The sequence below is a fragment of the Cellulomonas sp. A375-1 genome (assembly GCF_001040865.1).
Classification (GTDB): domain Bacteria; phylum Actinomycetota; class Actinomycetes; order Actinomycetales; family Cellulomonadaceae; genus Cellulomonas; species Cellulomonas gelida.
The window spans coordinates 48,152-61,698 of record NZ_LFKW01000004.1 but is presented as its reverse complement, the minus strand read 5'-3'; the positions used below and the strand labels follow the sequence as shown (position 1 = coordinate 61,698).

Sequence of the window (13,547 nt, the reverse complement as noted above, 5' to 3'; positions counted from 1 at the left end):
GCGTCGGCGCGATCGCCGCGATGCTGTTCGTCCTCGGAGACCGTCCCGTCGTCGCGCCCGTCGGGCACCCCGGCGCCGACCTCGACCTGCTCGGCAGCGCGTCCATGGGCACGTTCGGGTCGTCCGGCACGCTCGCGTCCGGTGCCTCCTCGTCGGGCTCGGCGGTCAACGCCGTGGCCGGGTCCGCCGTCGACGAGACGCAGGGCATCGTCGCGTCGCTGCGCGCGCGGGGCTGGAGCTTCCCCGACACCCTGCCCGAGGGTTGGTCCGTCTCCGCGGTGCGGTGGGTCGCCGACGAGCGTGTGCTCGAGGTCGACCTCGCGAGCGCGGAGGGGACGCTCGTCGTGACCGAGCAGGAGGGTCGCCTGGACACGTCCGTGCTGGCCCGCGCGGACCGCGTGAGCATCGGCGGGCACGAGACGTACGTGCTGTCGTACGCGCCGTGGCACGTGGTGTGGCAGTGCGGCTCGACCGTGGTCCAGGTGGTCGCGGGTGGTGACGCGTCCTCGTTCGTCGAGGCCTTCCCCGTGGCCGCGTTCGACGGCGGCGTGCCGGCGCGCATCTCGCGCGGCTGGTCGACCGTGGCCGGGGCGCTCGACGGGCGATGACGACGAACGACATGACGCCCGACGACGAGCACGAGCGGCCGCTGTTCGCGCAGCCCGGCCCCACGCCGCGCACCGGTCCGCAGCGGTTCACGGATGATCCCGCGCATCCCAGCCACGCGCCCACGGCCCCGATCCCGCAGGAGCCGCCCGGCGGCTGGTACGCCCAGCGTCCGCAGCCCGTCCCCCACGCGTCCGGGCCGCCCGGCTACGCGTGGTCGCCCGCGGACGGGCGGCAGGGCTCGGCCGGGTCGCATGCGCCCTATGCGACTCCTTGGGCGCCGAGCGCATGGTCGGACCAGGCGTCGTCGGGGCGGCGCCGGGGCCGCGGGCTCTCGGGCGGCTGGGTCGGGGGCATCGCCGCGCTCGCGCTCGCCGCCGGCCTCCTCGGCGGGATGGCCGGCTCGCGTCTGCTCCAGGACGACCACCTGGCCGACGCGGGCCTTCCGGCGACCGTCACCCGCCCGAGCGGGGCCGCGGAGACCATGGGCGACGCGTCGGTGGCGTCGATCGCCGCGGCCGTGCTGCCGAGCGTCGTGTCGATCGAGGCGTCGTCGGCCGCGGGTGCGGCGACGGGCTCGGGCTTCGTGCTGCGCCAGGACGGCTACCTGCTCACCAACAACCACGTGGTCGCCGGTGCGGACGCCGACGGCGGCGCGCTCGTCGTGACGTTCTCCGACGGCCGGGAGGCGACCGCGACGATCGTCGGCCGGACCGCGGAGTACGACCTGGCGGTCATCAAGGTCGACGTCGACGGGCTCGTCCCGCTCGCGCTGGGCGACTCGGACTCGGTGCGCGTCGGTGACCCGGTTGTCGCGATCGGTGCGCCGCTCGGGCTCACCGGGACCGTCACCACGGGCATCGTCTCGGCGCTCAACCGGCCCGTGTCGGCGGGCGACGAGACCGACACCGCGTTCATCAACGCCATCCAGACGGACGCGGCGATCAACCCGGGCAACTCCGGGGGGCCGCTCGTGGACGCGCGCGGCGAGGTCATCGGCATCAACTCGGCGATCGCCCAGCCCCCGGGCCAGTCGGCCGCGGGCGGGAGCATCGGGCTCGGGTTCGCGATCGGGTCCAACCAGGCGCGGCGGACCGCGACGCAGCTCATCGAGACCGGGCACGCGACCTACCCGATCATCGGTGTGCTGCTCGACCGGCAGTACGGCGGCGAGGGCGTCCGTGTCTCGAGCGAGGCCCAGGAGGGGCAGGAGCCCGTCACGCAGGGCGGCCCGGCGCAGCTCGCGGGCATCGAGCCGGGCGACGTGATCGTCGCGATCGACGGGCGACCCGTGACCGACCCCGACGAGCTCATCGTCGCGATCCGCGCGCACGAGCCGGGCGACGTGATCGAGCTGACGGTCCGTTCCGGCACGCGCGAGCACACGGTCGACGTGGAGCTCGACGAGTCGCAGTAGGCGCGCGTCGTGCGGCACGGGGCCCCGGGAAACCGCGTCGGTCGCACGGCGTGAGCGGGGTAGCCTGAGCCGGTGTTCGACATCAACGGCGGAGAGCTCATCGTGCTCTTCGTCGTCGCGGCCCTGGTGATCGGGCCGCAGCGGCTACCGGCGTACGCCGAGCAGCTCGCGGTGCTCGTGCGGCGCGGCAGGGAGTGGATCTCCCAGGCGCGCACGAGGCTCGACGAGGAGACCGGCGACCTCGGTGTCGACTGGGAGGCGCTCGACCCGCGCAAGTACGACCCACGACGGATCGTCCGCGACGCGCTGCTCGACGAGCCGTCGGCGGCACGCCGGGCCGCGGCGAGCGCCGTCGTCGGCATCCCACCCGCTGCCTCCGCCCCGTTGGTCGGCCCCGCGCCGTACGACGACGAGGCCACCTGACCGCTGCACGTCCCGCACCCGTCCACGCTCGTCCGCCCGGCGAGCCGCTCACAGATTGGTCCCGCAGTGCCACAGCCCGCTCGCATCTTCTCCGCCATGCAGCCCACCTCGGACTCGCTCCACCTCGGCAACTACCTGGGTGCGCTGACGCAGTGGGTGGCCCTGCAGGAGGGCAACGAGGCGATCTACTGCGTGGTCGACCTGCACGCGCTGACCGTCGGCCCGGACCCGAGCGTCCTGCGCGACCGCACCCGCCGCACCGCCGCGCAGTACCTCGCGGCGGGCGTCGACCCGCAGCGCTCGACGCTGTTCGTGCAGTCGCACGTGGCCGAGCACGCCGAGCTCGCGTGGATCCTGTCGTGCCACACCGGGTACGGCGAGGCGCAGCGGATGACGCAGTTCAAGGACAAGTCGTCCAAGCACGGCGCCGAGGGCACGACGGTCGGCCTGTTCACCTACCCGGTGCTCATGGCGGCGGACATCCTGCTCTACGACACCCACCAGGTCCCGGTCGGCGAGGACCAGCGCCAGCACCTCGAGCTCACGCGGGACCTCGCGCAGCGGCTCAACTCGCGGTTCGGTCCGGGCGCGTTCGTCGTGCCCGAGGCGTACATCGTCAAGGAGACCGCCAAGATCTACGACCTGCAGGACCCGACGGCGAAGATGAGCAAGTCCGCGGGCTCGCCCAACGGCCTGATCGAGCTCCTCGACAACCCGAAGACGATCGCGAAGCGGATCCGCTCGGCGGTGACCGACGCCGACCGTGAGATCCGCTTCGACCCCGAGCACAAGGCCGGCGTCTCGAACCTCCTGACGATCTTCTCGGCGCTGTCCGGACGGCCCGTCGCCGAGCTCGAGACCGAGTTCGAGGGCAAGGGGTACGGCGACCTCAAGGTCGCGCTCGCGGACCTCGTCGTCGAGTGGGTCACGCCGTTCCAGGCGCGCGTCCACGAGTACCTGGACGACCCGGCGGAGCTCGACGCGGTCCTGGCCGCGGGTGCCGAGAAGGCCCGCTCGATCGCGGCGGTGACGCTCGACCGCGTCTACGAGCGCTCGGGCCTGCTCGGACGGCGAGCACGCGCGTGAAGCTCCCCGAGCTGGCGGGGGACCAGGTGATCGCGGGTGTCGCCATCACCGTCCCCGAGCCCTACGGGGCCCAGCTCCAAGAGGCGCGCGCGCGGCTCGGCGACCCGTGGGCGGCGTTCATCCCGCCGCACATCACGCTGCTCGGCCCCACCGCGATGGACCCGGCCGACGTGTCGCGCGTCGAGGAGCACCTGCGCGGCGTCGCCGCCTCGCACGCGCCGTTCGTGGTGCGGCTGCGCGGCACGGCGACGTTCCGACCGGTCTCGCCGGTCGCGTTCGTGCAGGTGGCGGACGGCATCGCGGGCTGCGAGCAGCTCGAGGCCGCGGTCCGGCAGGGCCCGCTCGCGCAGGAGCTCCGGTTCCACTACCACCCGCACGTCACGGTCGCGCACGAGCTGTCCGACGAGCAGCTCGACCACGCGATGGACGAGCTCGCGGACTTCGACGCCTCGTTCGTCGTGACGCGGTTCCACTGCTACCTGCGGTCCGACGACGAGGTCTGGCGTCCGCACACGGAGTACCGGCTGACGGGCCGTGCGCAGTGGCGCCCGAGCTCGGAGCCGGGACCGGCTGCCTGAGCCGACCGTCCGGCCGGGGTGCCGCCCAGCAGACCCTCACCTAGCCTCGTGACGTGGAACGACGAGACGACGAGGTGGAGCCCGCGGCAGGCTCGGGGGCGGCGCACCTGCACGCCGCGCAGGACGTCGGCGAGGACGTCCTCCCGGCGCGCGCGTCCCTCCCCGCGCGCCTCGTCGCCCGCGTGCGCGCGCTGCTCGCCTGGTGGCAGGCGACGCGCCCCGCCCGCGCGAACGCGCGGTTCGGCGCCCGCGGAGGGGGAGTCCTGACGGGCGGCATCGCGTACGCCGCGCTGTTCTCGGTGTTCGCGGCGCTCACGATCGGCTGGACGATCTTCATGGCCGTGCTCGGCGGGAACGAGGAGCTGCGCTCCCAGGTGCTCGAGTCGATCGACAGCGCGGTTCCCGGCCTGGTGAAGACGAGCCCGGGCGACGAGGGCCTCGTCGACCCCGCCACGCTGCACCTGAGCGCGGGCCTGACGGCGGCGGGCGTGGTCGCGTTCGTCGTGCTGCTGCTGTCCGCCCTGGCGGCCACCGCCGCGCTGCGCACCGGCGTGCGCGCGATGTTCTCCGACGAGGGCGGGGGCGGCAACCTGGTGCTCGGCAAGCTGCGCGAGCTCGGCGGGCTCGCGGGCTTCGCGCTCGCGGTGCTCGCCTCGGCGCTGCTCACGACCGCGGTCGCCGGTGCCGTGCAGTGGGTGCTGCGCGAGCTCGGCTGGGGCGGCGCGTCGACCGTGGCCGTGGGCGTCGCGGGTGCGCTCGTGGCGTTCGTCGTCGACGCGGCCGTGTTCGTGCTGGTCGTGCGGGTCCTGGCGGACGAGCACCCGCCCCGGCGCGACCTGCTGCGCGGTGCGGCGATCGCTGCCGCGGGCATCGGGGTCGTGCGCATCCTCGGGACATCGGTGGTCGCCGGGAGCGCGACGAAGAACCCCGTGCTGGCGTCGTTCGCGGTCGTCGTGACCCTGCTCGTGTGGGTCAACCTCATCGCGCGCATCGTGCTGCTCGCCGCGGCGTGGACCGCGAACCCGCCGCCCCAGCCCTCGCCGGTGCCGCAGGAGGCGTGACGCCTCAGGCGCGTGCGAGCGCGTCGGTGAGCTCGTCGGTGCGGGCGACGAGCCGCGCGAGCCGGGCCCGTGTGGCGGCGGGCTCACCGCGTTCGCCGAGGCGGCGCATGCCCTCGTCGCCCGCACGCTGACCTGCCGCGATGCGATCGCACGAGGCCGTCATGCGTTGCTCGACGTGCAGCAGCAGGGCCACCGGGTCGACGTCGCCGTACGCGTCGGCGAGCACGCGCAGGCCGTGGGCCATCCGGGCTGAGTCGCCGTCGGGGACGAGCAGCGGCGACGCCCAGGCGAGCATCGCCAGGTCGTCGAGCGGCACGCCCGGCCCCGCGACGTCCCAGTCGAAGACCCCGACGAGCTCGTCGCCGTCGAACGCGAGGTTGTACATCGCGGAGTCGTGGTGGCAGACGATCTCGCCCGGCCCCAGCGCGCGCTCGGCGAAGCGCCAGCGCCGCGACCCGCGCGGGAATCCGGCGACGACGGTGTGGAAGTCGCGCAGCCACCGCGCGGCCGAGGCCAACTGCGCGTCGGAGAGCTCGGTGACGCCGACGGGCACGACGTCGCCCGGCAGGAAGTCGAGGACCTCCCGGCCCCGCTCGTCGAACCCGTGCACGCGCGGCACGCAGCGCAGGCCCGCGTCCGTCAGGAACGTCAGCAGCTCGTGGACGGCCGGCGTCCACGGTCCCGTCGGGCGGCGCACCGTCGCCCCGACACGGACCGCGCCGCCGACGTTGCCGCCGGGCAGGACGACCTCGGTCTCCTCACCCGACGCGCCGGAGCGCTCCACGGCCCTCAGAACGCGCGCGTGATCATCGCGCGCTTGACCTCTTGGATCGCCTTCGTGACCTCGATGCCGCGCGGGCACGCCTCGGTGCAGTTGAAGGTCGTGCGGCAGCGCCACACGCCTTCCTTGTCGTTGAGGATCTCGAGGCGCTGGGCTCCGCCCTCGTCACGGCTGTCGAAGATGAACCGGTGCGCGTTGACGATCGCAGCGGGGCCGAAGTACTGCCCGTCGGTCCAGAACACCGGGCACGACGACGTGCACGACGCGCACAGGATGCACTTGGTCGTGTCGTCGAACCGTGCGCGCTGCTCGGCGGACTGCAGGCGCTCCTTGGTCGGCTCGTTCCCCGTGGTGATGAGGAACGGCATGATCTCGCGGTAGGAGGCGAAGAACGGCTCCATGTCGACCACGAGGTCCTTGATCACCGGCAGGCCCTTGATGGGCTCGACCGTGATCGGCTTGGACGGGTCGAGGTCCTTCAGCAGCGTCTTGCACGCGAGCCGGTTGCGGCCGTTGATCCGCATCGCGTCGGAGCCGCAGATGCCGTGCGCGCACGAGCGGCGGAACGTCAGCGAGCCGTCCTGGTCCCACTTGACCATGTGCAGCGCGTCCAGCACGCGGTCGGTGCCGTGCACCTGGAGCTGGAACTCGTCCCAGCGCGTGTCGGCGGTGCCGTCGTCGGCGGGCAGGTGACGCGCGACGCGCAGGGTGACCGTGAACGTCGGCACGGACCCGACCTTGGGGGCGTCCTCGATCGTGGCACTCATCAGTACTTGCGCTCCATCGGCTGGTAGCGGGTCATGGTGACGGGCTTGGAGCCGAGCACCAGCTGGTAGTCGTCGAACGTCTCGACGTGGTGGAACGACCCCTCGGAGTCGCCGTCGCCGCCCGCGGACCACTGCCGCCCCTCGGTCGGCACCGGGCGACGGTACGCCATGGTGTGCCGCATGTAGCCCGCGTCGTCCCGGTCGGGGAAGTCCTCGCGGAAGTGACCGCCGCGCGACTCCTTGCGGTTGAGCGCACCGACGACGACCGTCTCGGCGATGTCCAGCAGGAAGCCCAGCTCGACGGCCTCGAGCAGGTCGGTGTTGAACGTGCGGGACTTGTCCTGCACGGACACCGCCTGGAACCGCTTCTGCAGCGCCTTGACGTCGGACAGCGCCTGGGTCAGGGACTCCGCGGTGCGGAACACCTGCGCGTTCGCGTCCATGGTCTCCTGCAACGCCTTGCGGATGTCCGCGACACGCTCCCCGTCCGGGCGGGTGCGGATCGTCTCGAGCTCGGACTCGACCGTGGCGGCCGGGCTGTCCGGGATCTCGACGAACGCGGCCTGCGCGGCGTACGCCGCCGCGGAGCGACCCGCGCGCTTGCCGAACACGTTGATGTCGAGCAGCGAGTTGGTGCCCAGGCGGTTGGAGCCGTGCACCGAGACGCACGCGACCTCGCCCGCCGCGTAGAGGCCCTTGATGACGTCGGTCTCGTTGCGCAGCACCTCACCCTCGACGTTCGTCGGGATGCCGCCCATCGCGTAGTGCGCGGTCGGGTACACCGGGACGGGCTCGGTGTACGGCTCGATGCCGAGGTACGTGCGCGCGAACTCGGTGATGTCGGGGAGCTTGGCGTCGATGTGCGCGGGCTCGAGGTGCGTCAGGTCGAGCAGCACGTAGTCCTTGTTCGGACCCGCGCCGCGGCCCTCGCGGACCTCGTTGGCCATGGACCGGGCGACGATGTCGCGCGGGGCCAGGTCCTTGATCGTCGGGGCGTAGCGCTCCATGAAGCGCTCGCCGTCGGAGTTGCGCAGGATGCCGCCCTCGCCGCGCGCGGCCTCGGACAGCAGGATGCCCAGGCCCGCGAGGCCGGTCGGGTGGAACTGGAAGAACTCCATGTCCTCGAGCGGGATGCCGCGGCGGTACGCCAGCGCCATGCCGTCGCCCGTGAGCGTGTGCGCGTTCGAGGTCGTCTTGAAGATCTTGCCCGCGCCGCCCGTGGCGAACACGACGGCCTTGGCCTGGAAGACGTGGATCTCTCCCGTGGCGAGCTCGTACGCGACGACGCCCGAGACGTTGACCTCCTCGCCCTCGGCCACGTGGCCCGCGGCGAGGTCGTGGTCGACGAGCAGGTCGAGCACGTAGAACTCGTTGAAGAACTCGACGTCGTTCTTCACGCACTGCTGGTAGAGCGTCTGCAGGATCATGTGGCCCGTGCGGTCCGCGGCGTAGCACGCGCGGCGCACGGCGGCCTCGCCGTGGTTGCGCGTGTGCCCGCCGAACCGACGCTGGTCGATCCGGCCCTCGGGCGTGCGGTTGAACGGCAGACCCATCTTCTCGAGGTCGAGCACCGCGTCGATGGCCTCCTTGGCCATGATCTCGGCGGCGTCCTGGTCGACCAGGTAGTCACCGCCCTTGACGGTGTCGAACGTGTGCCACTCCCAGTTGTCCTCCTCGACGTTGGCCAGGGCGGCGCACATGCCGCCCTGCGCCGCGCCGGTGTGGGAGCGCGTGGGGTAGAGCTTGCTGATGACGGCGGTCCGCACGCGCGTCGACGACTCGAGCGCCGCGCGCATCCCGGCACCGCCCGCGCCGACGATGACGACGTCGTACTGGTGGGTCTGCATGTGTCTGGGGTTCCTTCGGGCGTCAGGCGGTGCAGAACGACGGCAGCAGGTTCAGCGGCGCATCGGTGGGGCACGGGTCGAACGTGAAGATCACGAGCGTCCCCAGGACCACGGTCACGGTGAACGCGAGGTACAGCAGGCCCTTGAGGACCAGGCGCGTGCCGTCCTTGCTCGCGTAGTCGTTGACGATCGTGCGCATGCCGTTCGTGCCGTGGATCATCGCGAGCCAGAGCATGAGCAGGTCCCAGATCTGCCACAGCGGCGAGGCCCACTTGCCGGCGACGAAGCCGAAGTCGATCGCGGAGATGCCGTCACCCGCGACGAGGTTCATGAACAGGTGCCCGAAGATCAGCACGATCAGCAGGGCGCCCGACGCGCGCATGAAGACCCAGCCGTAGAGCTCGGTGTTGCCACGCGTCGTCAGCCGCGACGGGCGGGCGCGCGGCGGGCGCGGCGCCTTGGGGTCGGCGATGGTGGTCATCGGTCACTCACCCCCGAAGACGTGCATGAGGTGCCGCGGCAGGAAGCCCGCCATGGTCACGACGAACAGGCCGATGACGATCCACAGCATCACGCGCTGGTACTTCGGGCCCTTGGCCCAGAAGTCGACGAGCATGATGCGGACGCCGTTGAAGGCGTGGAACACGATCGCGGCGACGAGGCCCGCTTCGCCCAGCCCCATGACCGGGTTCTTGTACGTCCCGATGACCTCGTTGTACGCCTCCGGGGAGACGCGCACGAGCGACGTGTCGAGCACGTGCACGAGCAGGAAGAAGAAGATCGCGACGCCGGTGACGCGGTGCGCGACCCAGGACCACATCCCCTCACGCCCTCGATAGAGAGTGCCGAGGGGCGCCTTGGTCTTCGCCGGTGGCGAGGAGGGCGCGGTGGGCGCTGCGGACACGGGCGGTGCCTCCTGGCGAGTCAGGGGTGGGACGGCCTCGTCCCATGGGCGTACCTCACTGTATAGACCCACCAGGGTGGGTGAGCACCGCCCTAGGTCCGAGGCCCCGCGTGTGACCAAGTCCACACCGTGAGACCGTGGACGCGCAGTCGGGCGGTGTGTGCGTGGTCGTTCCGCGTGATCGTCGCCGGCCCGGTGGCGGGGCCGACCAACTAGCCTGACGCGCATGTCCTACGACGACGCGCCTGCCGCCTCGACCGCGCGCATCCCGGGCTTCCACGCCGTGGTCCCCGCGGGCGGAGCCGGCACCCGGCTGTGGCCGCTGTCGCGCGCCGGGCACCCGAAGTTCCTGCTCGACCTCACCGGGTCCGGACGCACGCTGCTGCAGGCCACGGTCGACCGGCTGACGCCGTTGACCGGCGCCGACGGCGTGGTCGTCGTGACCGGCGTCCGGCACGCGGCCGCGGTCGCGCAGCAGGTGCCGGGGCTCGGGGCCGACGAGGAGCGCGGCCGCCTGGTCGTCGAGCCCTCGCCGCGTGACTCGATGGCGGCGATCGGCCTGGCCGCGGCGATCCTCGTCGAGCGGCACGGCGACGACGTCGTGCTCGGCTCGTTCGCCGCGGACCACGTGATCCACGGCGCGCCCGAGTTCGAGCGCGCCGTCCGTGAGGCCGTCGCGGCCGCGGGCGAGGGGTTCGTCGTGACGATCGGGATCACCGCGACCGGTCCGTCGACCGCGTTCGGGTACATCCGCTCCGCCGCGCCGCTCGGGGTCGCCGACGCGCCCAGCGCGCGGCACGTCGCCGGGTTCGTCGAGAAGCCCGACGAGCAGACGGCGGTCGCCTACCTCGCGACGGGGGAGTACCGCTGGAACGCGGGCATGTTCGTCGTGCGCGCCGCGGTGCTGCTCGACCACCTCGCCCAGCAGATCCCGGGCCTGGCCTCGGGCCTGCGGGAGATCGGCCGAGCGTGGGACACCGACGCGCGCGACGAGGTGCTGGCGCGTGTGTGGCCGGGGCTGACGAAGATCGCGATCGACCACGCGATCGCCGAGCCCGTGGCCGCCGCGGGGGGCGTGGCCGTGGTGCCAGGCGACTTCGGCTGGGACGACGTCGGCGACTTCGACTCGCTCGCCGGCCTGCTGCCCACCACGACGCTGGGCGACGACGCGGCCGTGCTGCGCGTGGAGGCGCCCGACGCGTTCGTCGTGCCCGCCGCGGGGCGGACCGTGTCGGTCGTCGGCATCCCGGACGCGGTCGTCGTCGACACCCCCGACGCGCTGCTGGTCACGACCCGGGCGCACGCGCAGCAGGTCAAGGCGGCGGTCGACGGCTGGCGGGCCGCAGGGCGCGACGACCTGCTGTAGGGGCCCTGCTCCGGCAGCGCCGTGCTGAGGCAGTGCCCGACGTCGGCGGCCGCGTCGTGGCGGTGGGACGCCGCGACCCGCGACGACGTGCGGCGATAACCTCGCCAGGTGCCCGTCCTGCCTTCCACCGTGCCCTCGCTCGACTCGCTGCGCCCGGCGCCGACCACCGCCGCGGTGCTGCGGCTCGCACGCCTCGTCGACTCGCTGCGCGACGAGCTCGTCGAGATCCGGCGTGACCTGCACGCGCACCCCGAGCTCGCGCGCACCGAGGAGCGCACCACGCGCGTCGTCGCCGACCGGCTGCGGGTGGCCGGTCTCGAGCCCCGGCTCCTGCCCGGCAGCGGGCTCGTGTGCGACATCGGCCCTTCGCACGCCCAGACCGGGCGCGGGCGCATCGGCCTGCGCGCCGACCTCGACGCCCTGCCCGTCGCGGACGACTGCGGCCTGCCGTGGACGTCGACGCACCGCGGCGTCGCGCACGCGTGCGGGCACGACGTGCACACCACGGCAGTGCTGGGCGCGGGGCTCGCGCTCGCGGAGCTCGCGGCCGCGGGCGAGCTCGAGACCGGCGTGCGCCTGATCTTCCAGCCTGCCGAGGAGGTACAGCCGGGCGGCTCGCTCGACGTGATCGCCGCGGGCGGCCTCGACGGCGTCGCGCAGATCTTCGCGGTGCACTGCGACCCCAAGGTCGACGTCGGCCAGGTGGGCACGCGCATCGGGCCCATCACGTCCGCGAGCGACGAGGTGACCGTGACGTTCGCGGGCGCCGGGGGCCACACGTCGCGGCCGCACCTGACGGGCGACCTCGTCTACGCGATGGCGCAGGTCGTCACGCAGGTGCCCGCGATCCTCGGTCGGCGCCTCGACCCGCGCTCGGGCGTGAACCTCACGTGGGGCGCGATCCAGGCGGGCACGGCGCACAACGTCATCCCCGGCGCGGGCTCGGTGCGCGGGACCCTGCGCTGCCTCGACGTGCGTGCATGGGAGACCGCGTCGCAGGTGTTCCACGACGCGGTCGAGCAGGTCGTCGCGCCGTACGACGTCGAGGTCGAGATCCGGCACCAGCGCGGCGTGCCGCCGGTCGAGAACGACGAGCGCGCGACGACCGTGCTGGAGGCCGCCGCGCGCGACGTGCTCGGCGAGCACGCCGTGAACCTGACCGAGCAGTCGCTCGGCGGCGAGGACTTCGCGTGGTACCTCACGCGCGTCCCGGGTGCGATGGCGCGCCTGGGGACGCGGACGCCGGGAGGGCGCACGTACGACATCCACCAGGGCGACCTCGTCGTCGACGAACGGGCGGTCGAGGCGGGTGCGCTGCTGCTCGCACGCGCCGCGGTGCGCGCCGGGACGCCTGCCTGAGGTGTCCCGAACGTCCGCCGTGCCCGTCTCGCATCGCGGTACCGCAGGTCCGCCACCTGGGCCGACATTCCAACTCCGTAACGGAACCTGCGGCGATACCCGCCGGTAACATGCGCGTCATCCCGCGCTCACTAGAGTCCGACTCATCGATGCCGATCCGTGTCGAAGGTCGGGACCGCACACCTGCGCGTTCCCGAGGGCCGGGTCAGGCGTTCTGACGAGAACTCAGGAGTGACGCGTGAAGAAGCTCATCCAGGTGGCCGCGCTCAGCGGCGCGGTCGCCCTCGCGCTCGCCGCGTGTGGCGACGCCCCCGACGACACGACCTCGACGCCCGGGGCAGGGACCACGACGGAGGCCTCGTCCGAGCCGACCGGCGAGGCCATCGACTTCAAGGCCTGCATCGTCTCCGACGCCGGCGGGTTCGACGACCGCAGCTTCAACCAGCTGAGCTTCGAGGGCGCCAAGGCGGCCGCGGACGAGCTCGGCGCCCAGTTCGCCCAGGTCCAGTCCGACTCGGCTGCCGACTTCCCGGGCAACCTGCAGAGCCTCGTCTCCGAGGGCTGCAACAGCATCGTCTCGGTCGGCTTCGCGCTCTCGGCCGACACGGTGACCTCCGCGCTCGAGAACCCGGACATCCACTACATCCTCGTGGACGACGCCGCGGACAACGACTTCAACGGCACCAAGGACGCGGAGAACATCAAGCCGCTGCTGTACGACACGGCGCAGGCCGCGTTCCTCGCGGGCTACCTGTCGGCCGGCTTCTCCGAGGCAGGCAAGGTCGGCACCTTCGGTGGCCAGCCCTACCCGACCGTCACGATCTTCATGGACGGCTTCAAGCAGGGCGTCGAGTACTACAACAAGACGAAGGGCACGACCGTCCAGGTCGTCGGCTTCGAGGGTGGCGACAAGGGCTCCTTCACCGGTGGCTTCGAGGCGAACGACAGCGCCAAGGAGGTCGCGGCCGGGATCATCGACCAGGGCGTCGACGTGATCCTCCCGGTCGGTGGCCCGATCTACCAGTCGGCCATGGACGCGATCGCCGACTCCGGTCGTGACATCGCGCTGATCGGCGTGGACGCCGACTTCTTCGTGACGGACCCGAGCACGCAGGACCTCGTCCTGACCTCGATCCTCAAGAAGATGGACGTCTCCACCAAGGAGGCCGTCGTGGCCTCCGGCAGCGGCAACTGGGACCCCGAGGCGTACGTCGGCACGCTCGAGAACGGTGGCGTCGGCCTGGCCCCGCTGCACAACTTCGAGAGCAAGGTCGACCCGGCGCTGTGGGCCGAGGTCGAGCAGCTGCAGCAGGACATCATCGACGGCAAGGTCACGGTCACCTCGTACCTGA

The 13,547-nt window shown here is 72.6% G+C and carries 13 protein-coding genes and 1 pseudogene; 9 read left to right on the top strand and 5 right to left on the bottom strand.

Going from position 1 to position 13,547, the window contains the following annotated elements; genetic code table 11:
* From CWIS_RS00490 to CWIS_RS00465, 6 genes and pseudogenes are all read left to right on the top strand, one after another.
* Positions 1 to 608: pseudogene (locus CWIS_RS00490) on the top strand (zf-HC2 domain-containing protein); the annotation flags it as partial.
* A complete protein-coding gene (locus tag CWIS_RS00485; protein WP_048341248.1) occupies positions 605 to 2,023 on the top strand; it encodes a S1C family serine protease in 1,419 nt (472 codons plus the stop codon). The pseudogene CWIS_RS00490 and the gene CWIS_RS00485, both read left to right, overlap by 4 nt.
* Positions 2,024 to 2,095: 72 nt before the next feature.
* On the top strand, positions 2,096 to 2,446 hold the full coding sequence (locus CWIS_RS00480; RefSeq protein WP_048341247.1) for a translocase: 351 nt from the start codon (positions 2,096 to 2,098) through the stop codon (positions 2,444 to 2,446).
* A gap of 66 nt (positions 2,447 to 2,512) precedes the next feature.
* Entirely contained in the window at positions 2,513 to 3,532 is a 1,020-nt protein-coding gene (trpS, locus tag CWIS_RS00475) for a tryptophan--tRNA ligase (RefSeq protein ID WP_082156103.1), read from the top strand.
* Positions 3,529 to 4,110: a 2'-5' RNA ligase family protein gene (locus CWIS_RS00470; RefSeq protein WP_048341245.1), complete on the top strand. Its 582-nt coding sequence runs from the start codon at positions 3,529 to 3,531 to the stop codon at positions 4,108 to 4,110. The genes trpS and CWIS_RS00470 overlap by 4 nt, the downstream gene beginning before the upstream one ends.
* A gap of 53 nt (positions 4,111 to 4,163) precedes the next feature.
* Positions 4,164 to 5,171 carry a YihY/virulence factor BrkB family protein gene (locus CWIS_RS00465; RefSeq protein WP_048341244.1) on the top strand — a complete coding sequence of 336 codons (1,008 nt, stop codon included), beginning with the start codon at positions 4,164 to 4,166 and terminating at the stop codon, positions 5,169 to 5,171.
* Between the two features lie 4 nt (positions 5,172 to 5,175).
* Here CWIS_RS00465 and CWIS_RS00460 read toward each other — a convergent pair whose 3' ends face one another.
* The 5 genes from CWIS_RS00460 to sdhC are packed head-to-tail and all read right to left on the bottom strand — an operon-like array spanning position 5,176 to position 9,470.
* Positions 5,176 to 5,955 carry a phosphotransferase gene (locus CWIS_RS00460; RefSeq protein ID WP_048341243.1) on the bottom strand — a complete coding sequence of 260 codons (780 nt, stop codon included), beginning with the start codon at positions 5,953 to 5,955 and terminating at the stop codon, positions 5,176 to 5,178.
* A 5-nt stretch (positions 5,956 to 5,960) separates the two neighbouring features.
* The gene (locus CWIS_RS00455) at positions 5,961 to 6,719 is read right to left on the bottom strand and encodes a succinate dehydrogenase iron-sulfur subunit (RefSeq protein ID WP_048341242.1); all 759 of its coding nucleotides are present in this window, start codon (positions 6,717 to 6,719) and stop codon (positions 5,961 to 5,963) included.
* Positions 6,719 to 8,566: a succinate dehydrogenase flavoprotein subunit gene (sdhA, locus tag CWIS_RS00450; protein WP_048341241.1), complete on the bottom strand. Its 1,848-nt coding sequence runs from the start codon at positions 8,564 to 8,566 to the stop codon at positions 6,719 to 6,721. Before sdhA ends, CWIS_RS00455 begins: the two co-directional genes overlap by 1 nt.
* Positions 8,567 to 8,588: 22 nt before the next feature.
* Entirely contained in the window at positions 8,589 to 9,047 is a 459-nt protein-coding gene (gene sdhD / locus CWIS_RS00445) for a succinate dehydrogenase, hydrophobic membrane anchor protein (RefSeq protein WP_048341240.1), read from the bottom strand.
* A gap of 3 nt (positions 9,048 to 9,050) precedes the next feature.
* Positions 9,051 to 9,470, bottom strand: coding sequence for a succinate dehydrogenase, cytochrome b556 subunit (gene sdhC, locus CWIS_RS00440; RefSeq protein ID WP_082156102.1), 420 nt, complete (start codon positions 9,468 to 9,470; stop codon positions 9,051 to 9,053).
* Between the two features lie 226 nt (positions 9,471 to 9,696).
* Between sdhC and CWIS_RS00435 the strand changes: the two genes are divergently transcribed.
* From CWIS_RS00435 to CWIS_RS00425, 3 genes are all read left to right on the top strand, one after another.
* A complete protein-coding gene (locus tag CWIS_RS00435) occupies positions 9,697 to 10,836 on the top strand; it encodes a mannose-1-phosphate guanylyltransferase (RefSeq protein WP_048341238.1) in 1,140 nt (379 codons plus the stop codon).
* 108 nt (positions 10,837 to 10,944) lie between these two features.
* Complete coding sequence (locus tag CWIS_RS00430) at positions 10,945 to 12,195, top strand: amidohydrolase (protein WP_048341237.1); 1,251 nt, start codon at positions 10,945 to 10,947, stop codon at positions 12,193 to 12,195.
* Positions 12,196 to 12,433: 238 nt separating this feature from the next.
* On the top strand, positions 12,434 to 13,547 hold a 1,114-nt coding region (locus CWIS_RS00425), incomplete at its 3' end, for a BMP family protein (protein WP_048341236.1).

Coding starts and splice junctions, on each gene's coding strand:
- CWIS_RS00485 (WP_048341248.1), top strand. CDS start 605: ATGACGACGAACGACATGACGCCCGACGACGAGCACGAGCGGCCGCTG.
- CWIS_RS00455 (WP_048341242.1), bottom strand. CDS start 6,719: ATGAGTGCCACGATCGAGGACGCCCCCAAGGTCGGGTCCGTGCCGACG.
- sdhA (WP_048341241.1), bottom strand. CDS start 8,566: ATGCAGACCCACCAGTACGACGTCGTCATCGTCGGCGCGGGCGGTGCC.
- sdhD (WP_048341240.1), bottom strand. CDS start 9,047: ATGACCACCATCGCCGACCCCAAGGCGCCGCGCCCGCCGCGCGCCCGC.
- CWIS_RS00435 (WP_048341238.1), top strand. CDS start 9,697: ATGTCCTACGACGACGCGCCTGCCGCCTCGACCGCGCGCATCCCGGGC.